Annotated in this window: 18 protein-coding genes; 7 read left to right on the top strand and 11 right to left on the bottom strand. The window is 64.7% G+C overall.

Annotated elements, in window-relative coordinates:
- The first annotated feature begins 159 nt into the window (after positions 1 to 159).
- The 6 genes from KIO74_RS01290 to KIO74_RS01265 all read left to right on the top strand — a co-directional run bounded on the left by KIO74_RS01290 (position 160) and on the right by KIO74_RS01265 (position 6436).
- Positions 160 to 2598 carry an ATP-dependent helicase gene (locus KIO74_RS01290; RefSeq protein ID WP_213329773.1) on the top strand — a complete coding sequence of 813 codons (2439 nt, stop codon included), beginning with the start codon at positions 160 to 162 and terminating at the stop codon, positions 2596 to 2598.
- 352 nt (positions 2599 to 2950) lie between these two features.
- Complete coding sequence (locus KIO74_RS01285; protein WP_213329771.1) at positions 2951 to 3136, top strand: hypothetical protein; 186 nt, start codon at positions 2951 to 2953, stop codon at positions 3134 to 3136.
- Positions 3137 to 3251: 115 nt separating this feature from the next.
- Positions 3252 to 4139, top strand: coding sequence for an AraC family transcriptional regulator (locus KIO74_RS01280; protein WP_213329769.1), 888 nt, complete (start codon positions 3252 to 3254; stop codon positions 4137 to 4139).
- A gap of 176 nt (positions 4140 to 4315) precedes the next feature.
- Positions 4316 to 5038 carry an AzlC family ABC transporter permease gene (locus tag KIO74_RS01275; RefSeq protein ID WP_291980201.1) on the top strand — a complete coding sequence of 241 codons (723 nt, stop codon included), beginning with the start codon at positions 4316 to 4318 and terminating at the stop codon, positions 5036 to 5038.
- A 259-nt stretch (positions 5039 to 5297) separates the two neighbouring features.
- A complete protein-coding gene (locus KIO74_RS01270; protein WP_213329765.1) occupies positions 5298 to 6119 on the top strand; it encodes an AzlC family ABC transporter permease in 822 nt (273 codons plus the stop codon).
- Between the two features lie 14 nt (positions 6120 to 6133).
- A complete protein-coding gene (locus tag KIO74_RS01265; RefSeq protein WP_213333950.1) occupies positions 6134 to 6436 on the top strand; it encodes an AzlD family protein in 303 nt (100 codons plus the stop codon).
- Between the two features lie 65 nt (positions 6437 to 6501).
- On the opposite strand, the gene KIO74_RS01260 is transcribed toward KIO74_RS01265, so the two are convergent.
- Entirely contained in the window at positions 6502 to 8328 is a 1827-nt protein-coding gene (locus KIO74_RS01260; protein ID WP_213329763.1) for an aminopeptidase P family protein, read from the bottom strand.
- A 280-nt stretch (positions 8329 to 8608) separates the two neighbouring features.
- Between KIO74_RS01260 and KIO74_RS01255 the strand changes: the two genes are divergently transcribed.
- Positions 8609 to 8803: a hypothetical protein gene (locus KIO74_RS01255; protein WP_213329760.1), complete on the top strand. Its 195-nt coding sequence runs from the start codon at positions 8609 to 8611 to the stop codon at positions 8801 to 8803.
- 288 nt (positions 8804 to 9091) lie between these two features.
- On the opposite strand, the gene KIO74_RS01250 is transcribed toward KIO74_RS01255, so the two are convergent.
- The 10 genes from KIO74_RS01250 to murB all read right to left on the bottom strand — a co-directional run bounded on the left by KIO74_RS01250 (position 9092) and on the right by murB (position 22741).
- The gene (locus KIO74_RS01250; RefSeq protein ID WP_213329758.1) at positions 9092 to 10069 is read right to left on the bottom strand and encodes a 50S ribosomal protein L11 methyltransferase; all 978 of its coding nucleotides are present in this window, start codon (positions 10067 to 10069) and stop codon (positions 9092 to 9094) included.
- Between the two features lie 279 nt (positions 10070 to 10348).
- A complete protein-coding gene (gene ligA, locus KIO74_RS01245) occupies positions 10349 to 12472 on the bottom strand; it encodes an NAD-dependent DNA ligase LigA (protein WP_213329756.1) in 2124 nt (707 codons plus the stop codon).
- 87 nt (positions 12473 to 12559) lie between these two features.
- Positions 12560 to 14233, bottom strand: a complete 1674-nt coding sequence (gene recN, locus KIO74_RS01240) for a DNA repair protein RecN (RefSeq protein WP_213329754.1) — start codon at positions 14231 to 14233, stop codon at positions 12560 to 12562.
- 102 nt (positions 14234 to 14335) lie between these two features.
- Positions 14336 to 15229 carry an outer membrane protein assembly factor BamD gene (locus KIO74_RS01235; RefSeq protein ID WP_213329752.1) on the bottom strand — a complete coding sequence of 298 codons (894 nt, stop codon included), beginning with the start codon at positions 15227 to 15229 and terminating at the stop codon, positions 14336 to 14338.
- 189 nt (positions 15230 to 15418) lie between these two features.
- On the bottom strand, positions 15419 to 16399 hold the full coding sequence (gene lpxC / locus KIO74_RS01230) for a UDP-3-O-acyl-N-acetylglucosamine deacetylase (RefSeq protein WP_213329750.1): 981 nt from the start codon (positions 16397 to 16399) through the stop codon (positions 15419 to 15421).
- Positions 16400 to 16769: 370 nt separating this feature from the next.
- Positions 16770 to 18473: a cell division protein FtsZ gene (gene ftsZ, locus KIO74_RS01225; protein ID WP_213329749.1), complete on the bottom strand. Its 1704-nt coding sequence runs from the start codon at positions 18471 to 18473 to the stop codon at positions 16770 to 16772.
- Positions 18474 to 18580: 107 nt separating this feature from the next.
- Positions 18581 to 19918 carry a cell division protein FtsA gene (gene ftsA, locus KIO74_RS01220; RefSeq protein WP_213323439.1) on the bottom strand — a complete coding sequence of 446 codons (1338 nt, stop codon included), beginning with the start codon at positions 19916 to 19918 and terminating at the stop codon, positions 18581 to 18583.
- Positions 19915 to 20778 (bottom strand): cell division protein FtsQ/DivIB, encoded by an 864-nt coding sequence (locus KIO74_RS01215; RefSeq protein ID WP_349629124.1) that lies wholly within the window; start codon positions 20776 to 20778, stop codon positions 19915 to 19917. The genes ftsA and KIO74_RS01215 overlap by 4 nt, the downstream gene beginning before the upstream one ends.
- Before the next feature lie 77 nt (positions 20779 to 20855).
- On the bottom strand, positions 20856 to 21779 hold the full coding sequence (locus KIO74_RS01210; protein WP_213329744.1) for a D-alanine--D-alanine ligase: 924 nt from the start codon (positions 21777 to 21779) through the stop codon (positions 20856 to 20858).
- A 26-nt stretch (positions 21780 to 21805) separates the two neighbouring features.
- Positions 21806 to 22741 carry a UDP-N-acetylmuramate dehydrogenase gene (gene murB, locus KIO74_RS01205; protein WP_213329742.1) on the bottom strand — a complete coding sequence of 312 codons (936 nt, stop codon included), beginning with the start codon at positions 22739 to 22741 and terminating at the stop codon, positions 21806 to 21808.
- Positions 22742 to 23030 lie beyond the last annotated feature (289 nt).

The raw sequence follows: 23030 nt of genomic DNA, 5'->3' as shown, positions 1-23030 counted from the left end.
CCTCCCATACCGCGCCCCGCGTACCTACATCAGAGCGCGCTATTTATATGGGATGGAAGCCGTCGCGCGCCATGGCTTTAGTGTGGGCAGCGTGCCCATAACGCCATCCGCATCGCCGGAAAGCTCGACGCCGTTCGCGTTTTGGTCCAAGGTCGTCCCATGAATCAAGGTCTGAACCACCCATCCCGGAAGCACGACGCCGACGGCGAGGCCACCCGGGCCGCGCCGCGTGGCGGCAGCCTCAGCGAGCGCGCCCGAGCGCAGGCAGCGCCTGTTGCCTATCTCGCCGGTCTCAACCACGAGCAGCGCCTCGCGGTGGAGACCACCGAGGGGCCGGTGCTCGTTCTCGCGGGTGCCGGCACGGGCAAGACCAGGGTGCTCACCACGCGCATCGCCCATCTGATCGCCATCGGCCGCGCCCGCCCTTCCGACATTCTCGCCGTCACCTTCACCAACAAGGCGGCGCGCGAGATGAAGGCGCGCGTCGGCATGCTGGTCGGGCCGGCGGCCGAAGGCATGCCCTGGCTCGGCACGTTCCATGCCATTTCCACCAAGATCCTGCGCCGCCACGCCGAGCTCGTCGGCCTCAAGAGCGATTTCACCATTCTCGACGTGGACGACCAGATCCGCCTCATGAAGCAGGTGATCCAGGCCGCTAATCTCGACGAGAAGCGCTGGCCGGCCCGCCAGCTCGCGAGCATCATCGACGGCTGGAAGAACCGGGCACTCGGCCCCGACCAAGTGCCGCACGGTGAGGGCGCCGCCTTCGCCAATGGCCGGGGCACAGAACTTTACCGCCATTATCAGGAACGCTTGAAGATCCTGAATGCCGCCGATTTCGGCGACCTGTTGACCGAGACCATCCGCCTCTTCCGCGAGCATCCGGACGTCCTCGCCCAGTATCAGAAGCGCTTCCGCTATATGCTGGTGGACGAATACCAAGACACCAACGTCGCGCAGTATCTGTGGCTCCGGCTGCTGGCCCAGGGGCGCGAGCCCGGCCAGCGCAATCTGGCCTGCGTCGGTGACGACGACCAGTCGATCTATGGCTGGCGTGGCGCGGAGGTGGACAACATCCTGCGCTTCGAGCACGATTTTCCGGGTGCCGTGGTGGTGCGACTGGAGCGCAACTACCGCTCCCATGCTCATATCCTCGCGGCTGCCTCCCACCTCATCGCCCATAACGAGGGCCGGCTCGGCAAGACACTGCGCACGGACGATGAACCGGGCGAGAAGGTGACGATCACCGGCGCGTGGGACTCGGAGGAAGAGGCCCGCCTCGTCGGCGAAGAGATCGAGGCGTTGCAGGCCAAGGGGCACAATCTCTCCGAAATCGCCATCCTCGTGCGCATTTCCGCGCAGATGCGGGAGCTCGAAGACCGTTTCGTGCAGCTCGGCCTGCCCTACCGCGTCATCGGCGGCCCGCGCTTCTACGAGCGTATGGAGATCCGCGACGCGCTCGCCTATTTCCGCTGCGTCGCCCAGCCCGCCGACGATCTCGCCTTCGAGCGCATCCTGAATACGCCAAAGCGCGGCCTCGGCGACGCGACCGTGCAGGTTCTCCATGCCCATGCGCGGGCGGCGCGCATTCCCCTGATGGAAGCGGCGCGCTTCATCGTCGAGACGGAAGAGCTGAAGCCGAAGCCGCGCGGTTCCCTGCGCGATCTGTTGGCAGCGTTCTCTCGCTGGAGCTCGCTGATCGACAATACGCCGCAGACGGAACTCGCCGAGATGATTCTGGAGGAATCCGGCTACACCGAAATGTGGCAGAAGGACCGGTCGGCGGAAGCGGCCGGGCGCCTGGAGAACCTGAAGGAGCTCGTCCGAAGCCTCGAGGAATTCCCGGATCTCCGGGGCTTCCTGGAACATGTCTCGCTGGTCATGGACGCGGTCGAGAACGACACGGAAGACCGCGTCAGCCTGATGACGCTGCATGCCGCCAAGGGCCTGGAATTCGACACCGTGTTCCTGCCCGGCTGGGAGGAAGGGCTGTTTCCCAACCAGCGCGCCCTCGACGAGAGCGGTCGCGCGGGGCTGGAGGAAGAACGCCGTCTCGCCCATGTTGGCATTACCCGCGCCCGACGCCGTGCGAAGATCTATTTCGCCTCCAACCGCCGTATCCATGGCCTTTGGAACGCCACGATCCCCAGCCGCTTCATCGACGAGCTGCCGGAGGACCATGTCGAGGTGACGGAAGCGCCCGCCGCCTTCTCCTATGGCGGTTACGGCAAGAGCCGCTTTGACGATGTGGAATCGTTTTCCTCATCCTATGCCACGCCGGGCTGGCAACGCGCCCAGAACAAGGGTGGTCTAGGCAGCGGCGGCTTTGGCGGAGGCGGCAGCCGCGGAGGTTTCGCGCAAGGGCGTGGTGGCTACGGCGGCTCCTCCGGCCCGGGACGCGGCGGCCTGCTGATCGAGGGGGAGCTCGTCGCCAAGTCCTCGGGACCGGCCTCCGCCTTCGCGCCGTCCGACCGGGTGTTCCACATCAAGTTCGGACCAGGCTCGGTGGCCGCCGTCGACGGCAACAAGCTGACGGTCGACTTCGACAAGGCCGGCCGCAAGATGGTGCTCGACAGCTTCGTGCAGCGGCAGGGCTGACCGGCGACCATTCATCAACCGCTGATTTCATGCACGGGCCATTATACGGCGGCCCGCCGCATGCAGCGAAGCTTAAATAACGTCAATACCGAACTTGATCTTTGCAGGTCGCCACAAGCGCAATCTTGGCATTTACTTCTGCCCAATCGGGTCGATTAAAAATCAACATTAAAACATATTTGCGACATATTGAATGCCGCGATCGATTACTTTTCTTGCTTACCATAAAAACGCGGAACAAAGATCCCATCCAGCCATTCTTTATGGCGCCGGCAGTCGATGACGGTACGACATGGATAGTCGACGTCTCGCCGGCATATCCGGTCAAGCATACGGTCATAAGGAGATGATCATGCCGAACCAAGGTGGACACGACACGGGTAAGCACGGCCAGAAGGACATGCAGAAGGATATGCATCCCTCCAAGGGTCATACGCAGAGCAGCGGAACGCAGAGCGCGTCCGGCTCGCCCGGCCAGCACAACCCGCAGTCCGCGCCCGGCGCCGGTAAGGACAAAGACCAACACGCCCGGAAGTAAGCTGACACCGTCACATTGAGGTTGACTCAGCGCAACTGAGGTCGGTTCGGGCGGAGCCTGAGCCGGCCATAACTTTTTTTCAAGACAGCGGAATTGGCCGCGCTAGAATTCGCGCATGGAAGGAAACGCGACGCATAACGGGCCAAAGCCAGCCACCAACGAAGCCATGGGCATCTTCGCCCTGGATAAGGGGGAGCGCACGCGCTTCTTCGCTTGCCCGAATTTCGCCGCGCTCGATTGCCTGACTGCGACCTTCCGCACCTATCGCTACGTCCCACACACGCACGACACTTTCGTCATCGGTTCCGTCATCGCCGGCTGCGAAACGTGGACGGTGCGTGGCATACGCGGCTATGCCGGGCCCGGCGACTTCGTTTTCGTCAATCCCCAGGAAGTCCATGACGGCGCCCCCCATGGCAGTGGCTATTGCTATCGGATGAGCTACCCGTCCATAGAGCTGCTCCGCCAGATCGCGAGCGAGCTTCGCGAAAGGGACGTGACGGCCACGCCTTATTTTCCGGAAACCGTGGTCAACGATCCGGCGGGAGTCGCGCTGTTCGTCGCCGCGCATGCCGCGATGGATGTGCATGGAGACGCGCGGGCCGGCGAGGAGTTGCTCTATCGCGCCTATGCCCATTGCCTGGTGCGCCATGCGCGTGTCACGTCTCAGCCGGCAACCGGCCGCGAGGCGGACCAGGTCACCCGGATCGGCCGCATGATCAAGGAACATTACGCCGACGACCTGTCCCTCAGCCGCCTGGCGGCTGAAGCGGGGCTGCCGCGCCACCGTCTCATCAGCGCTTTTCGCCGCGAGACCGGCATGACCCCGCATGCCTTCATCCTCGACCGGCGTGTCATCGCTGCTCAACAGGCCCTGCGGCGTGGCGCCACCCCGGCCGAGGCCGCGGCCGCTACGGGCTTCTGCGATCAGGCCCATCTCACCCGCGCTTTCAAAGCCCGCATCGGCATTACGCCGGGAGCCTTTCGCGCCGCGGTATCCTGACGGCGACATCGACCCACCCTCGTCCTGTCACACCCTCGAGGCTACCCATGCTGGACCGCGCACAGCCCCAGAAACTGGATCACGAGCCCCCGCACGGAAAGCCATCGCGCCAAAAGCCATCGCACCGAGCGTCTCGGGGCCGCGAATGGCGTGCGGGCATTGCGGCGATCGTTCCCGTGGCCATCGCCGCCATCCCGATCGGTCTTCTGTTCGGCGCCCTCTGCAGCGCCAAGGGGCTCACAATCGCCGAGGCGGGGCTGATGTCCGCCCTCATCTTTGCGGGAGGCTCCCAGTTCGCCGCACTGGAGCTGTGGACGACGCCGGTCCCCATCGCCGCACTGGTTTTCTCAACACTTCTGATCAACGCCCGGCATGTGCTGATGGGCGCGTCGCTCACCCCCAAGACGGGGCTGTTCTCGCCCCTGCAGCGATACCTCGGCTTTCACTTCATGACGGACGAGACCTGGGCGCTTGCCGAGAGACGGGCTGTCGCCGCCCCCCTCACCCCCGCCTACTGGTTCGCCCTGGCGACGGTGCTGCCCACGGCGTGGATCGGCTCGACCCTCGCTGGCGCGGTAGTCGGCTCGTTTCTCGGCGACCCCAGGCGTATCGGCGCCGATTTCGCCTTCACAGCGCTCTTCATCGGCTTGATCGCGGGCTTCTGGAAGGGGCGCACGACGGCGGTTACCATCGCCGCGAGCGGAGGCGCAGCCGCGCTCGCTTATGTCACACTCGGCCCACCCTGGCACGTGGCCGCGGGCGCCATCGCCGGCATCGCCGCAGCCTACATGACCGCACCGGAGTCCAGTGACAGCGAGGCCCACCTCAGCGCGACAACGGGATCCCCGCCAACGATGAACCCCGAAAATGAAAATATAGACCGACAAAACTCCAAATAAACAAGCATTAATTCCCCATCCTCACGATGAAATATCATATACATAAATTGATAGATCGGACGCATAAGTACCGATATTTTTTTAATCGTTCCGAACACGCGTTTCACTATCTTTCGCGCACCCTTGGAAGGGCAATTTTTTCTCGCAACACAATGGAAGTGAGGAGAAAATTGATGCGTTATTCAGCCAAAATGGTCCGAGCCATCAATGCGTGCGACGCCCTACGCCGGACCAGCCTATCCGCATTGGCGATACTAACATGACCGCGGAATCGAACGGGCCAGCGGCCATCCATGTCACGCATCGAGCAGCCAGGTGCGAGTGGTGTGACGGGCTCAAAGCCGTGGCGCCCGTCGCCGCCGTCGTCATGCCCGTCGGCCTGCTCTTCGGCGCGCTCTCCAGCGCGAAAGGCCTGACGTTGCTCGAGGCCGGGCTGATGTCCATCCTGGTATTCGCGGGCGGCGCCCAGATCGCGGCCATGGACCTGTGGCTCGACCCGATGCCGGTGGCGGCGATCGCGCTTTCGACCTTCCTGATCAACGCGCGACATATCCTGATGGGCTTGTCGCTCGCGCCGAAAACCCACGGCTTTAGCCCCCGGCAGCGGTTCTTCGCCTTCTTCTTCCTGACGGACGAAGCCTGGGCTCTGTCGGAGCGACGCGTTTTGAACCACCCGCTGACGCCAACGTTCTGGTTCTCACTGGCGGTCGTCATCCCGGTCGTCTGGAGCGCGGGCACCTACATCGGCGCCCGCTTCGGGAACTGCCTGGGCGACCCCTGCGCGATCGGGGCCGACTTCACCTTTACCGCCCTCCTGATCAGTCTGATCGCCGGGTTCACGACGACACGCACAGCGCTTTCCGCTGTTCTCGCGAGCTGTGTGACCGCGACACTCAGCTATGTGGCCCTTGGCGCACCCTGGCATATCGTCATCGGCGCGACGGTGGGACTGACGGTCGCCTATGTAACGGCACCGAGAGACCGTGTCGCGGAAGCCGCCGAGCGCAACCTCATCAGCGACGCGTTGTCGAATCTCGATCCCGCCGCTCCGCTCGACTGCCCTTCAGGAAGCCGCCCATGAATAGCGAAAACGCCATGAATATTGACAGTTCCGCCCTGATGGCCATCCTCGCGATGGCGGCGGTGACCTATCTCACACGCATCGCCGGCATCGCGCTGGCCGGACGGCTCACGCTCTCAGGACGCGCGAAGGCGGCTTTTGACGCCATTCCGCCAGCGGTTCTCGTCGCGGTGATCGCGCCAAGCGCATTGGCGACCGGCTGGCCGGAGACCGTCGCGGCGGCGATCGCCGCCCTGTCGGCGACCCGCCTGCCGCTGCTCGCCACGGTCGCAATCGGCGTTCTCTCCGTTGTCGGGCTCCGGGCCATCGCGGGCTGAGGCCCCTCGGCCACACGCAAGACCACGGGCGGTCTTGCGTGTGCGTTCCGGAAGGTACGCCCCGCTCAAGCCTGCAGCGGCCGCGTCGCCTCCTGCAGCCACTGCAGCGTCTCTCCGTCGACGAGCGGCCCGATATGGGCGAGCACGTCGGCGTGATAGGCGTCGAGCCAGGCAATTTCATCCTCGGTCATCAGCGACGGGTCGATCAGCGCCCGGTCGATCGGCGTGAAGCTCAATGTCTCGAAACCGAGCATTGGCCGCTCGCCCCCGGTCACATCCCGCGGCTCCACGAGAACAAGGTTCTCGATGCGGATGCCGTAAGAGCCTTCCTTGTAATAGCCGGGCTCGTTGGACAGGATCATGCCGGGCTCGAGCGGCACCGTCCCGAGCTTCGACAGCCGCTGCGGCCCCTCATGCACCGAGAGATAGGAGCCGACGCCATGGCCGGTGCCATGGTCGAAGTCCGTACCCGCCTGCCAGAGCGCACGCCGCGCCAGCGCGTCGAGCTGGGCTCCCGAGGTGCCGCGGGGGAAAATCGCCGTCGCGATCGCGATATGCCCCTTGAGCACGCGGGTGAAACGGTCGCGCATCTCCTCGGTGACTGCGCCCACGCTCACAGTGCGGGTGATGTCGGTGGTACCGTCGCGATATTGCCCGCCGGAATCGACGAGGAAGATCCCCTGCCCGATCGTCCGGTCAGACGCCTTGGTCACGCGGTAATGTGGCATCGCGGCATTCGGTCCGGCGCCGGCGATCGTCGGGAAAGATACGTCCATTAGCGCGTTGGTCTGGCGGCGGAACTCCTCGAGCGCCTCGACCGCGGCGATCTCCGTGAGCTCCCCGCCGGGCGCCTCCCGCGCGAGCCAGGCGAGGAAGCGCGCCATGGCGACGCCGTCGCGGCGATGGGCGCTCCGGCTGCCCTGCTGCTCGACGGTGTTCTTCACGGCCTTCAACCGCGTGATCGGATCCGCGCCGACATCCGCCTTGCCCCCGCCCTGCTCGATCGCCTGTTTCAGCGCCATGGCGCCGGTGGCCGCGTCGAGGCGCACCGGGGCGCCGCCGGCCGCGACCGTTGCAAGCGCCTCGGTGAAGGAAGACGGCGCTGCGACATCGGCCACGCCGGCGAGATGAGCGCTGACCTCTTCATCAATGCGCGCGGAATCAATGAAGAATGTCGCGCGTCCCCGCGCGGGAAGGAGCGCATAGGCCAGCACCAGCGGCGTATGCGTGACGTCACCACCGCGGATATTGAAGAGCCAGGCGAGATTGTGCGGATCGCTGATGACAAGCCCACCGACACGCGCCTTGACGAGCGCTTCTTGCACGGCAGCGACCTTCGTGCCCTTGGCCTCGCCCGCGAATTCCAACGGATGGACGACGACAGGCGAGGCGGGCGGAGCCGGACGATCGCTCCACACCGCGTCCAGCGGATTTGACGAGAGAGCCACGAGTTCCCCGCCCGCCGCATCCACGGCGGCAGCCAGACGCTCGGCCTGCTGCACCGTATGCAGCCAGGGATCGTAGCCCAGCCGGCCACCGATTTTCAGGTTGGCCTCGATCCAGCCTTCAAGGCTCGTGTCCGCGAGTGCGACCGGCGTGAAGGCATCGAGGTCGATTTCATCTCGCACTTGCAGCGTATAACGACCATCCACGAGTACCGCCGCCGCATGGGGCAGCACGACCGCATAGCCCGCAGAACCTGAAAAGCTGGTCAGCCATGCAAGACGGTCATCGCTCGGGGGCACATATTCTCCTTGATGCTGGTCGGCGCGCGGCACCACGAAGCCATCGACACCCCGGCGAACGAGCTCCTCGCGCAGGGCTTTGAGCCGAGGGCCGCCGGTCGATGCCGACGTGGGCTTGTCGAAGCTCTGAAAAACACAAGACGCCATTGAGATCCCACCGCATTCATCCGCGAACCAATGCGTTCAAGACTAATGAGGGGTTAACGAAGCCGCAACGCGAGAGGATGGTTTTTGCGCGCTTTGTCACCGAAACATGCAGCCGACGCGCATTTCCTGTGCAGACAGCGGCAGACACCGCAGGAGCCATGCGTTCATTGCATATATCAGTTAGGTCACATGCACTGACCCATCTTCTTCGCACATGCAACATTGTCTATATTGCAATGCGTGAACGGACGGCGATGGCCGTCCATATACGGAGGCGGCAATGGCAGAAGTAGCAATGTCCGGCTATGCCGTAGCGGCGAAGAAGCCGCGGAAGGCAGTCGGCCTTATTGAACGGCTGTGGGCGCGGATCGAAGCGGCGCAGATGGCGAAGGCCCAGCGCTATTTCGAGCAGCACTATCCCTCGTTGGCGCGCGAGCTGGTCGCGATGCACAAGGCGGATAAATCCGCGAACTGATTGACGAGGCCCTGAAGGCCTCTATCCGTCGTCGACGCTTCCGCGATGACGGGGTTCCACAGGGAAGCACAGCAAGGAACATCAAGATGATCCTGGTGACCCTCTTCAACAGCGTGGCCCGTTTCCTCGTCGCAGCCCATGAAGTCATCAATGAAGCCATGGAAATGCGCGCCGAGATGGCGAAGCGCTACCCACACATCTAAAGACCACCAGCCGCGATCCCGCCCGGAGCTTTCACTGGCCTTCCGGGTGATCGGACCGGTGGTTGTTGTCCGCAAGCCCGCCCGGTCAGAGCCAGGGGCGGGCTTTTGCTTGTGTGCGTGTCATTTTGCGGGCGGCCGCCCCGCCCTTGCGCAGGCGAAGTGTCGCCCAGCCGTCGCGCTGGCTTTTCTGCATGAGGCGCAGCCCCTGCGCGGCATAGGCCGAGAGAACACCGGGCACGTCGCTGGGCAATAATCCAGAAAGCACAAGTAACCCACCGGGCGCCAGCACCGCCGCGATGGAGTGCGCGAGCCGCCTGAGCGGCCGTGCCAGGATATTGGCGAAGACAAGGTCGAACCGCTCCGGCCGCGCCGCGAGCGCATGGCGCACGCCGGGCGCGACATAGAGATCGAGATGACCGGCGGCCGCGTTGAGCCGCGCGTTGCGCCGTGCCACCTCGACGGCGATGGGATCGATGTCGCCCGCCACCACCCGCGCCTTGAGGGCCTTGGCCGCCGCTATCCCGAGAATGCCCGTGCCGGTGCCGACATCAAGAACATGACGGGGCCGGCGCTGCTTGAGAACATCCTTGAGCGCCATGAGGCAGCCGAGCGTCGTTCCGTGGTGACCGGTACCAAAGGCCAGCGCCGCCTCGATTTCGAGCGCGATATCGTTTGTCTTCACGACCTCGCGGTCATGCCCGCCGTGCACAAGGAAGCGCCCGGCACGCACCGGCTTGAGCCCATCGAGGCTCGCCTTCACCCAGTCCTTCGCCGCAACCGCGTCGAACACGGCCGTATCCACCTTCTCGCCGACGATCAGGCGCAGGAGATCGCGAATGGCCTCCTCATTGGGCTCACGCGAGAAATAGGCCTCGAGCAGCCAGGGCTGCGCGGTGGCATTCCCTTCCTTGGGGTCCTCAGGCTCGATCTCGAAGGCGGCGACCGCCGTCTCCGCAGGGTCGAACACCTCCCCGAGCAGATCCGTCAACCGCCGGGCGGACGCCTCGTCGGTCTCGATGCGCAGCACATGGGTAGGGGCGTGGGGAGGAAGACCTTCAAGCATGGGTACCAATCACAAGAAACATGGGTCGCACGCGGCTTTCCGATGCAATGACCACAGCGGAGCGGCAATGTCACGTCCGGAAGCTGATTTGACTAGGCCGAAACACGCCGAAGGCTCGGCCACAGGCCGCACCCGCAGGAGCGAGCCAAATTCACCGATCTATCGAGTCAGGCGCGGTGCACCAAGCTACCTATTTCTCATCTGCGGCGCTGATCCCTCCCCTTCGGGGGAGGGATCGATCCGCCCTCTTATCTGCAGCGCTGGACCTGACGCCGCGGCTCACAACCGCCCGACGCGCCGGAGCCATGTCTCCTCATCGATCACCTCGATGTCGAACTCCTTGGCTTTGGCAAGCTTGGAGCCGGCGCCCGGCCCGGCCACCACGAGGTCGGTCTTCTTGGAGACGGATCCGGCCACCTTGGCGCCAAGCCCTTCCGCCATGGCCTTCGCCTCATCGCGGGACATGCGCTCGAGCGAACCGGTGAACACCACCGTCTTGCCGGCGACCGGGCTGTCGGTCTGCACGGCCTCCATGGGCTCCGGCGTGACCTCCGCCAGAATGGCATCGAGCGTCGCCTGATTGTGCGCCTCGGCGAAGAACTGCACGATAGCCTCGGCAACGATGATGCCGATGCCGTCGATGGCGGTGAGTTCGGCCCAGGCGTCGCTCGCCTGGTCGGCGGCGCGGGTCGCAGTCTCGCGGAGCGCATCGAAAGAGCCGAAATGCCGGGCAAGCAGGCGAGCGGTCGTCTCGCCGACATGGCGGATGCCGAGCGCGAAGATGAAGCGATTGACCGGTACATGCCGCCGCGCCTCGATCGAGGCGAAGAGATTGCGCACGCTCGTGTCGCCGAAGCCCTCGCGGTCCTTCAGCTTTTGCAGGTTCGCCTTATCGCGGGCTTCCAGCGCGAAGATGTCCTGCGGCGCATGGATCATGCCTTCGCGGTAGAACAGCTCGATCTGCTTGTCACCGAGCCCGTCGATATCGAAGGCATCACGCGAGACGAAATGCTTGAGGCGCTCCATCGCCTGGGCGGGACAGGTGAGGCCGCCGGTGCAGCGCCGCACCACGTCCTCGCGCCCGGTGCGCGGGTTGATCTCGCGTTCGGCGTGGCTGCCGCAGACCGGGCAGGTCTTCGGGAAAACGTAGGGGACTGCGCCGGCCGGCCGCTTGTCGGCGACCACGGAGACCACTTGCGGAATGACATCGCCGGCGCGCTGCACGACGACGGTGTCCCCGACCCGAACGTCCTTGCGGGCGATCTCGTCCTCATTGTGCAGGGTCGCATTGGAGACCACCACACCGCCAACCGTGATAGGCTTGAGCTTCGCGACCGGCGTGAGCGCGCCTGTGCGTCCGACCTGGATCTCGATCGCGAGAAGTTCCGTCATCGCCTGCTCGGCCGGAAATTTGTGTGCCAGCGCCCACCGCGGCGCTCTGGATACGAAACCGAGGCGCTGTTGCAGCGCCAGACTGTCCACCTTGTAGACGACGCCGTCGATGTCATAGCCGAGATTGGCGCGCTCGGCCTCGATAGCGTGATAATGGGCGATCAGGTCCTCGACCGTCTCGCAGCGCTTCATCCAGGGGTTGATGCGGAAGCCCCAGCGCCCGAAGGCCTCGATCACGCCCATCTGGGTCTCGGCCGGCAAGGCTGTCCGATCGCCCCAGGCATAGGCGAAGAAGGCGAGCGGACGGGATTTGGTGATCGAGGCGTCGAGCTGGCGCAGCGACCCCGCCGCGGCATTGCGCGGATTTGCGAAGACCGGCTTGCCCGCCGCCGCCTGGCGCTCGTTCAGCGCCGCGAAGTCGGCATGCCGCATATAGACCTCACCGCGCACCTCGATGACGTCAGGCACATCGGCTGCATCGAGCGTCTGCGGGATGTCATCGACCGTGCGCGCGTTGGCCGTGACATCCTCTCCCACCTCGCCGTCGCCGCGCGTCGCGGCGCTGACAAGGTGTCCCGCTTCGTAGCGGAGGCTCAACGAGAGCCCGTCGATCTTGGGCTCGGCCGTGAGAGCGATTTCCGCATCGGCCTTGAGGTCGAGGAAACGGCGGATACGGCCCACAAAATCACGCACGTCATCGTCGGCGAACCCGTTGGCCAGCGACAGCATCGGCACGCGGTGCCGGATCTTGGCGAATTTCTCCGAGGGGGTGGCGCCAACCTTATCCGACAGGCTGTCTTCCGTCTTCAACGCCGGGAAACGAGCCTCGATCTCGTCATAACGCCTCCGCAGCGCATCATACTCCGCGTCCGAGATCGTCGGGGCATCCTGCTGGTGATAGCGGATATCGTGGCCGGCGATCTCCTCCTGGAGATCCGCATGCTCGCGCTTGGCCTCTCGTGGCGTGAGCACAGCGACGGCGACAGTACGGAGGGAATTATCCTGTGACATGGCTCGTCTCTTCCTGTCGCCCCGAATCGCGTAGCGCGCTAGCTCGGCGATGACGGAGAGAATCCCGAAGCCCGCCTTATAAAGCCTTCACCCCGCCGCTTCCAGAAGCCGGGCAGCGGCGGCGCGGGCCTCTTCGGTGATCGTGGCTCCGGCCAGCATGCGGGCGATCTCCTCGCGCCGCGTATCCGCCTCAAGCGGCAGCACCCGCGTCGCGACGCGCTTGTCCTTCGCTGACACGGCCTCCTTGGCGATCAGGAAATGGCTGTCGGCGCGCGCGGCCACCTGAGGCGCGTGGGTGACGGCGATGACCTGAACCTGATCCGCCATTCTCCCGAGCCGCGCGCCGATGGCATCGGCCACCGCTCCGCCGACGCCCGTGTCAATCTCGTCGAACACCAGCGTCGGCGCGGAGCCGCGATCGGCGAGCACCACCTTCAGCGCCAGCATGAAGCGGGACAATTCGCCGCCCGACGCCACCTTCATCAGCGGTCCCGGCCTCGTACCGGGATTGGTCTCAACCCAGAATTCAACCCGGTCGAAACCCTCCGCGAGGCGCGCCGTCTCATCGACATCGACCCGCGTGATGAAACGTGCCCGCTCAAGCTTGAGCGGCGGCAGCTCGGCATTGACGGCCGCATCGAGCCTCGTCGCGACCTTGCGGCGCGCCTTGCTGAGCGCGTCGGCCTTCTTCACGTAAAGCGTTTCCGCGGAGACGACCGCGGCCTCAAGCGTAGCAAGCTCCGCCTCGCCGGCATCAATGCTGGCTACGTCAGACGTGTAGCGCTCACACAAGGCGGCGAGGTCGTCGGCCGGCACATCATATTTGCGGGCCGCCGCGCGCAGGGCGAAAAGCCGCTCCTCGACCATCTCCAGATCCCGCGGATCGAATTCAGCGTCACGCAAGGCCGTCTCGATCACCGCGCGGGCATCATCCAGCGCGACCAGCGCGGCATCGAGCGCCTTCACGCTGGGCTCGACCAGTTGTGGCGCCTGGGTCGCCCGCCGCTCGAGACGCCGCACCGCCGCCGACAGCAGGGGAACCGGCGACGCGGGACCGCCGACAGCGTCGAAGGCCTCGGCGATATCCTTCGCAACCTTCTCGGCCTGCATCATGGTCTGGCGGCGCTCGGCGAGCCGCTCTTCCTCGCCGGCTTCCGGCGCCAAGCGTGAAAGCTCCTCCACCGCATGGCGCAGGAAATCGACCTCCTTGCGGGCAGCTTCCATCCGGTCGGTATGGCGCTTCAAGGTGCTCCGCGTCTCCGCGAGCCTGGCATGCGCCTCACGCAAGGCAGCTGCATCGGCATTCAGACCGCCGAAGGAGTCGAGCAAGGAACGGTGCTGTGCGGGATCAACAAGCGCGCGGTCATCATGCTGACCGTGAATCTCGACGAGCTCGCCGCCGATGGCCTTCAGGACCTGGACGCTGACAGGCTGGTCATTGACGAAGGCGCGGGTACGGCCGTCGGCATATTGCACGCGGCGAAGGATGAGATCGCCATCCGCTTCGATATCATAGCCAGCCAATGACCGGCGCACCGGATGGTCGCTCGATAGATCGAAGACAGCCGTCACCTGGCCCTGGGGTTGGCCATGCCGCGCCAGCGAGCCATCGCCACGGCCACCGAGCGCCAGGGCGAAAGCATCCAGCAGGATCGACTTTCCGGCCCCGGTTTCGCCTGTCAAAACACTGAGACCGCCGTCGAACGTCAGGTCGAGGCGGTCTATCAGGACGATGTCGCGAATCGTGAGCTGGGTCAGCATCAGCCAGTCTCAACGCAACAGGAGCGATCAATGCAACCGAAATAACGCACGTGCGTCACGCTGACGGCCCGCTTCGTGAAGGCCGCCAACCTGAAAGGCGAATCAGCCGAGCCGGCCGCTACTGAAGAGCTTGCTGATCCAGGAGCCGGTATCTTCACGCGGTTGGATCCCGTCCTTGGCGAGAAGCGCATAGGCATCTTTATACCACTGGCTGTCCGGGAAGTTGTGGCCGAGCACGGCCGCCGCCGTCTGCGCCTCGGCGACGATCCCAAGTGCCATATAGGCCTCCACGAGACGCTCCAGCGCCTCCTCGACATGGCGGGTCGTCTGATACTTGCTGACCACGATGCGGAAGCGATTGATCGCCGCCGTGTAGTTGCGCTGCTTGAGATAGTAGCGTCCGACTTCCATCTCCTTGCCGGCGAGCTGGTCGCGCAGCACCTGGATCTTGAACTTGGCGTCGGCGACATATTCCGATTTCGGATAGCGATCGACGAGTTCCTGTAAGGCGGTGAGCGCCTTCTCCGCGCGCTCCTGATCACGCGATACGTCCGGCACTTCCTTATAGTAGGACATGGCCAAAAGGTATTGCGCATAGGCCGCATCCTGGCTCGCCGGATGCAACGCGAGATAGCGCCGCGCCGAGTTGGCTGCATCATCATAAGCCCCGCCTTCATAATTGGCGTAGGTGTTCATGATGAGCGCTTTTTGCGACCATTGCGAATAAGGATACTGCTTGTCGAGCGCATCGAACTTCTTCGCCGCGTCGCTGTAGTTGCGCTTGTCGAGATGCGCCAGCCCTTCATTGTAGATCTGATCGCCCGGAACTTCCGGAATGATCTCGGGCTTGTACTTTTCCGCCTTGTCGAACGGGTTCAGCGAAGACAGCGAATCGCAGCCCGCCAGCGGAATGCTGGCAACGACGAGCACCGTTCCCCTCAGGAGAGCGGCGCGGCAGCCAGACCGCCCGATCTTCGACAGATATGAGAAATACATCCCTGGAAGGTCCTCCAAGTCGGTGCATCCAAAAGCACAATCAATCGCGCCCCTCGGCTGTTTACCCTAACGAAGGGCATACGCCAAGCGACGCGAAGGATCACCGGGATAGTGACGCTGTGGAAACTTCAGGAGGAAAACGACCTTTCCAAGGCACGAAAGCGAAACGGCTTTCATCGCCCACGCGGATCAATTTACCTCAGGCGCGAAAGCCACGGCGGCCATCCCCGCCGGCACCTCGGCGTGGCCACCATCGCGACGAACCTTGACCATCTCGCCCTTGCCACGCTCCACCTTCGGCCCCTCGACCAGGGTGTAGTTGGCGCGATCGCTGAAGAGCTCGCGAAGAATGCCGAAATTCATGCGATGACCGCCGCAGTAAGAGCGATAGGCTCCCAGGATGGGATAGCCGGCCAGAGCGAGATCGCCCACCGCATCCAGGAGCTTGTGGCGTACGAACTCGTCCGGGAAGCGAAGGCCCTCGGCGTTCACGACGCTATCATCTCCAATCGCGACAGTGTTCTCCAGCGAGGAGCCAAGAGCGAAGCCGGCTTTCCAATACCGCTCGACGTCACGCATGAAGCCGAACGTGCGCGCGCTCGCGATCTCACGGCGGAAGATCCCTTCATCAAGGTCCACAATCTTGCGCTGGCGACCGATCACGGGATGGTCGAAATTGATCTCTACATCGAGCTGGAAGCCGTCGTCGTAAGGACGCAGCTCCGCGAACGCGCGTCCCTGATCGATGCGGACAGGCCGCAGCACCTTCACGAAACGGCGCTGGGCCTTCTGGGGGACAAGGCCCACCTGAAGAATAGCCTCGACGAAGCGCGCCGCGCTGCCATCGAGGATCGGAACCTCCGCACCGTCGATCTCGACGAGCACGTTATCAACACCCAATCCGTAGAGGGCGGACATCAAGTGCTCGATCGTCGCCACCGCGCCGCCGGCCTCATCGCCGACGACGGTGCAGAGCTCAGTCGCGGAAACATGCAGGTGATTCGCCTCGATGAGGCGATCAGCCTTGCCCTGCAGGCCAGTACGCAAAAACACGACACCATGGCCGATATCGGCGGGGTGAAGCACCAGACTGACCGGCTTGCCGGAATGAACGCCGATTCCATCGAGCGTCACTACGGCTGCGAGGGTCGTCTGCTTGCTTGATGGCATCATTCGTGTCCGGCTGCGCCCCGCGGTGCGAGGGTTCGTTTCATGAGCAACTAATGACATGTCGATCGTAGGCAAACTGATAGAAAATCACCCGTCGATCTTCAATGTCCGGCGCACCATACGCGTCACCCCTGTGCAGGCCAAATCACGCTTCCTTACGTTCTGTAACAACGCGCTGGTGATAAGGCTCTCAAAATTCAATCTATTAATCAATGGTTTACAAATTACGAACGAACCCGCTCGATCCACCCCCCAAATGAATTGCGCCACAACCCGTCAACAGCTTTGACAGGTCGTGGCGCACGTCATTAACGAATCGTTCCTTGCGCTGATTGCCTTGGCGATCAGCGCAACTTGAGCGACGAAGCGATCAATTGGCCTGCCGGCGCAGGAATGCCGGAATCTCCAGCTGATCATCTTCCGTCGGGCGCGGCTGCGCGGGAGCGCGGCCATGCTGATCGAGATTGCCCTGGGCCGGGCGGTAGCCCTGCGGAGCCTGGGCCGGTGCCGGGCGGCGGCCGTATTCGGCATGGGTGGCCGACGGCTGCACGGGAGCCTGCTGCTGGTAGCCAGCGGGAGGCGCCTGACGCTGCTGACGCGGCTCGGGCTGCGGCTCCTCCTTACGGCCGAGGCCGACCGAAGCGAGACGCTGCAGCAGGGTCATGCGCTTCGTGTCAGCGGCGGCCGCACGGTTGTCGGGCTCACCACGCGTGGCGCGGATCTGGTTCTGGGCCGGCAGCGGCAGCTCATCGACGCGCGGCATGCGGGTCGGGCGGATGGTCGCCCGCTCGGCCTGCGGCGGAATGAAGTGCTGCGGATGCGGCGCGGCTTCCAACGGAGCGGGAGCGGCGGTGGGCTGGGCAGCCATCGCCGGGCGTGGCTGAGCCGGTTCGATCGTCACATCGCGATGCACCACGGCGGCCGGCGCCTGCGGCGCGGCTTCCACGGCCACCGGAGGCACGAAGGCCGGCTCGGGCAGCGGAGCAGCCGCCTGGGGCGCCGCCGGGATCGCGGGGGTCACGCGCTGGCGCGCTTCCGTGCGCAGGCGCTCCGCCACCTCGGCGATGCGCTGCTCCGTGATGGACGGGTCCTGCGCGCCTTCGAGCAGCGCATGGTCGATGCCCGTGGCGACCACGGACACGCGGATCACGCCATCGAGGCTGCCGTCGAAGGTGGCGCCGAGGATGATGTTGGCCTCGTGGTCCACTTCCTCGCGGATGCGGGTCGCGGCTTCATCAACCTCATAGAGGGTGAGGTCGTTGCCGCCGGTGATCGAGATGAGGAGACCGCGGGCCCCACGCATCGAGACATCGTCGAGAAGCGGGTTGGCGATCGCGGCCTCGGCGGCCGTGATGGCGCGGCGCTCGCCGGAAGCCTCACCCGTGCCCATCATCGCCTTGCCCATGCCGCGCATGATGGCGCGCACGTCGGCGAAGTCGAGGTTGATGAGCCCTTCCTTGACCATGAGGTCGGTGATGCAGGCGACGCCCGAGTAGAGCACCTGGTCGGCCATCGCGAAGGCGTCGGCGAAGGTGGTGCGCTCGTTGGCGACCCGGAAGAGGTTCTGGTTCGGGATGACGATCAGCGTATCGACGGCCTGCTGCAGCTCGACGATTCCAGCTTCCGCCACTTTCATGCGGCGCATGCCTTCGAACTGGAACGGCTTCGTGACGACGCCGACCGTGAGGATGCCCATGTCGCGGGCCGCCCGGGCGATGACCGGGGCCGCACCCGTGCCCGTGCCGCCGCCCATGCCGGCGGTGATGAACACCATATGCGCGCCGGACAGCTGATCGCGGATCTCGTCGATCACTTCCTCGGCTGCCGCGCGGCCGATTTCCGGCTGCGAGCCGGCGCCGAGGCCCTGCGTTACTTCCAGGCCCATCTGGATGATGCGTTCGCAATGCGAGCTCGACAACGCCTGAGCGTCGGTGTTCGCAACGCAGAACTCGACTCCCATCAATCCGGAATCGATCATATTGTTGACCGCGTTGCCACCCGCGCCGCCGACGCCGAGCACCGTGATATGCGGCTTGAGTTCCCGGATGTCCGGGGCTTGCAGATTGATCGCCATGTCGTGGCCTCTTCTCGTACTGAACGGCGCTCGGCTGCGCGCCTCTCCGTGCCTGTCCCGGACCTCTTGGCGGCCGCCGCACCGCCTTCGGTCAAATCTGTTGGCGGTCAAAAACTATCTTTGATCCACCGCCCCATACGCGCCAAATACCCATCCGTGCCTGTGCCGAGGTACACCCCCCCGGTGTTCGGCTCGAAATGTTCCACATGGGCCACCTGCGGATAGACCAGAAGGCCGATCCCCACGGAGAAGGCCGGCCCCTTCGCCGCTTCGGGCAACCCCTTCACACCGAGCGGCCGGCCGATACGCACCTGGGCCGCTCCCTTGTCACTGCCGAGGATACGGCGCGCCATCTCCGGCATGCCGGTGAGCTGGCTCGCCCCGCCCGTGAGAACCACACGACGGCCCGCCCCCGCCGCGAAGCCCGCACGCCGCAATCGATCACGCACCAGCTCAAGTATTTCCTCGACGCGTGGCTTGATGATTCGCACTAGACTAGACTTTGGCATATGATTAGCAACATCGCGCTCTTCTTCGTCTACCTGCGGGACAGAAATAATTTCCCGCTCATCCGAAGGTGACGAGATCGCCGCGCCGTAGAGAGTCTTCAGACGCTCGGCGACGGCGACGCGCGTAGACAGTCCGCGCGCAATATCCATGGTCACGTGATGACCGCCGACGGCCAATGCATCCACATGAACGAGATGTCCGCCCGCGAATACGCCCACGGAGGTCGTGCCCCCGCCCATGTCGATGAGCGTGGCGCCAATCTCCGCTTCATCGTCCACGAGCGCCGAAAGACCGGCGGCATAGGGCGTCGAGATGATCGCCTCGACATCAAGATGGCAGCGCTCCACCGCGAGCATCAGGTTACGCGCGGCAGCGCTGTCTGCGGTCACGACATGCATGTCGACGCCGAGATTCTGGCCGATCATGCCGGCGGGATCGAGGATCCCGGTCTGGCCGTCCAAGGAAAACCCCGTCGGCAGGGCATGCAGCACCGCCCGGCCGGGACGGACGCTGTAGGCGCTCGCCGCGTCGAGCACGCGGTGGATGTCACCGTTCGAGACGGAACCGGAGCGCACGCCGACATTCGCGGCGTAGCTCTGCGACCCCGTGCGACCGCCCGTCAGGTTGACGAGAACGGAACGCACCTCGACCTTGGCCATCCGTTCGGCGGCATCCACCGCCTGGCGGATCGAACGTTCCGCGGCCTCGAGGTCGACGATGATGCCGCCCTTCAGCCCCAGCGAACGCTGGTGCCCGATACCAAGGACGCGCGCGAGATGCGTACGGCCCCGAAGCGCCTCGCCTTCCGAGACCGGATTGAGCTGCGCGATCAGGCAAACCACCTTGCTCGTGCCCACGTCGAGCACGGACAGGATGGCGCTCTTGCGAGCCGAAAGCGGCTTCAGCCGAGGTGTGAGACCGTTGCTGAAGCTCATATCTCCGGCCCCTTCTGCTTGTTTGGTTTCTTATTGAGCCGGTCGGCCCGGATCTGTGCTGCCTCTTCGCTCAGGCGCACGACGAGGCGGTCGCCCATGCGCATGTCGACAGACAGGATGTCCTTGTCCAGGATGTGCTGGTCGCGCTCCATGGCGGCAAGGCGGCTAAGCGCCGCTCCTGCCCCTTCCTCGGGAAGGCGGATGTCGACGCCGTTGTCGAGCTTGAGATCCCAACGGCGGCCGGCGACAAGGATACCGGCGCGAATGCGAGATTTCAGCGGCCCCGCTTCCTCGCGCAGCTTCAGATAGTCCTTCGACTGCACATTGGCTTGGTCACCGACGACGAGAGGCAGCCTCGCGAAGCGCGCATCATTCAGCATGTCGATGACGGTGCCGTCCGTCGCGATCACGAACAGCTCGCCATTCTGCTGCCAAAGGGCATGCGGTTGGCGCTCAGTGATGCTGATGGACAGCTCGTTTGGATAGAGCTTGCGGACCGATGCCTCCTTGATAAGGGGCACGAGCTCGAGGCGACGACGCACCTCCGCCGCATCGAGCAGCGCCAGCGAGATCTTCGGAGAGATGCCGGCCGCGCCAAGAACCTCCGTCGGGGAGAGTTCGACAAGGCCGGAAATATTGATCTGGTTGATACCAAAGCCAAGCGCCCGCGCGACGGCATGCTGCGGCTCGCCGTAGGCCTGGCGGAAGTCTTCCATGTGGCCCCCGAGCACGATGCCATAGATGCTGACGGCCGCCAGGAAGCCGATCGTCAACGCGCTGCCCGTGCCACGGGGCAGGTACTGTTCGAGCGAGGTCGCGGCGGCATCCCGCGCGCGAGACCTGCGACGTCTACCTCTCATCACTCCAAAGATGGACGCGGACACGTTGCTACTCCCGGCCACACTTCCTGCTGCGACGCCTTTTTCCGCAGCGACCGCTAACGGTCGCAGGAAGCGTCCTTCACCATCCATGAAACAAGCTCACCGAAGGAATAACCGGCATAGGCCGCTGCTTCCGGCACCAAGCTTGTCGCCGTCATTCCCGGTTGGGTATTCACTTCCAGGCACACCAGTTCTCCCCTCCCCTCAGGGCGGTCGTCATAGCGAAAGTCGGCACGACTGACGCCTCGACACCCGAGAGCTTGATGCGCCGTTAACGCCAACTGTTGAACGTGTTGGTAAATATTCGGTTTAATTTGTGCCGGAACGACGTGAATTGATCCGCCCTTCGTATATTTGGCGTCGAAGTCATAGAACTCGCCGGTGGCAGGGCGGATATCGATGATATCCAAGGCTTTGTCGCCCATCACGGCGCAGGTCAGCTCCCGTCCGGCGACAAAGGTCTCGGCCAGGAGATAGTCGCTGTAGGGCCAGTCATCTCTTAACAATTCCTGCGGCGGGTGCGTGCGGTCCTCCCGCACGATGATGACCCCGAAGGAGGAGCCCTCGTTGACGGGCTTCAGCACATAGGGCGGCGGCAGAACATGCGCCTTGGCCGCGTCGCGGCGGTGGACGACGAGGCCATGCGCGACAGGAACGCCGGCCGCAGCGAGGATCAGCTTGGCCTTGTCCTTCTGCATGGCGAGCGCCGAGGAGAGCACGCCGGAATGCGTGTAAGGTATCCGCAGGACCTCCAGAATCCCCTGGATGGTGCCGTCCTCGCCGACCTTGCCGTGCAGCGCGTTGAAGGCCACGTCCGGCTTGAGCTTGGTCAGCACGGCTGCGATGTCACGATCGACATCGACCCGCGTGACCCTGTAGCCCTCGCCTTCGAGAGCATCTGCGCAGGCGTTGCCCGATGACAGCGAAACGTCCCGTTCGGCCGACCATCCGCCCATCAGCACCGCGACATGTTGCGTCATGACTGTCCTCCGCTGTCCGGTCTGGCCTAAGCCGCCAGCCCGATGCGCTTGATTTCCCATTCGAGCTCGATGCCCGCCGTTTCACGCACGCGCCGACGCAGTTCTTCGCCGAGCCCCTCGATGTCGGCCGCCGTCGCGCCGCCGAGATTGACGAGGAAGTTGCAATGCATCTCCGATACCTGCGCCATGCCCTGCCTGAGGCCACGCCCGCCGACTTGGTCGACGAGTTCCCAGGCCTTGGCGCCGACCGGATTCTTGAAGGTTGATCCGCCCGTGCGCGTGTTTACCGGCTGCGAGGAAGCCCGCGCCTCGGTGATGGCGTTCATGCGCGCGAGGATCTCGGCAGGTTCGCCGGGACGCCCGGCGAACAGACCCTCGACAAAGATGAAATCATCGGGGGCATCGCAGTGGCGGTAGGAAAACCCCATGTCCGCGGCACTCAACTCATGGCGGTTCCCCGCCCGGTCAAGCGCGCGCGCGCTGACCAAGGCGTCGGACGTCTCGCCGCCATAGGCGCCGCCGTTCATGCGCAGCGCGCCGCCTATCGCACCGGGAATGCCGCGCAGGAAGGCAAGCCCGTCGATGCCGGCCTCCGCCGCCACGCGCGCCACCTTGACGTCCGGCGCGGCCGAACCTGCACGCACATGGTGACCCGGCTCAACCACGATCTCGCCGAAGCCCTTGCCGAGCCGCACCACGATGCCGGGCACGCCGCCATCGCGCACGAGGAGGTTCGATCCCAGCCCGACGACGACGAGCGGCAGCTCGCGCGGCGCCTGCGCCAGGAACAGCGCCAGATCGTCCTCATCGACCGGGGTGAACAGCACCTGCGCCGGCCCGCCCGTGCGGAACCACGACAGGGGCGCCATCGGCGCATTGGCCTCCAGCCTGCCCCGCAGGCCCGGAATGGCCCGAAGATCCCCCGTGATGTCAGGGAAAGGCGCAGCGGCAGGCGATGTCATGGCATGGCCCCTCTCTCCCCAGCCTTCCAAAGCAGCAGGGCGAGGCCCCATGAAGGTTTCGTTCCCTCTTCCCGGCGGGGAGAGGGACAGGGTGAGGGCATCGCACCGAACCGCCGGGAGGCAATCCCCCTCACCCGCTCGCTGTGCGAGCGACCTCTCCCCGCTGGGGAGAGGTGGACGCTGCTCGCGGCAACGGAGGGTGCCTCCTTGATTACAATCAACCTCGACCCCACCCGACCTCGCTGACGCGAGGCCACCCTCCCCTGAGAGGGAGGGATCAGCGCCGGAC

The sequence above is a fragment of the Chelatococcus sp. HY11 genome (genome assembly GCF_018398335.1).
GTDB lineage: Bacteria > Pseudomonadota > Alphaproteobacteria > Rhizobiales > Beijerinckiaceae > Chelatococcus.
The sequence above is the reverse complement of the archived record's forward strand: the minus strand, read 5'-3'. Positions and strand labels throughout refer to the sequence as shown.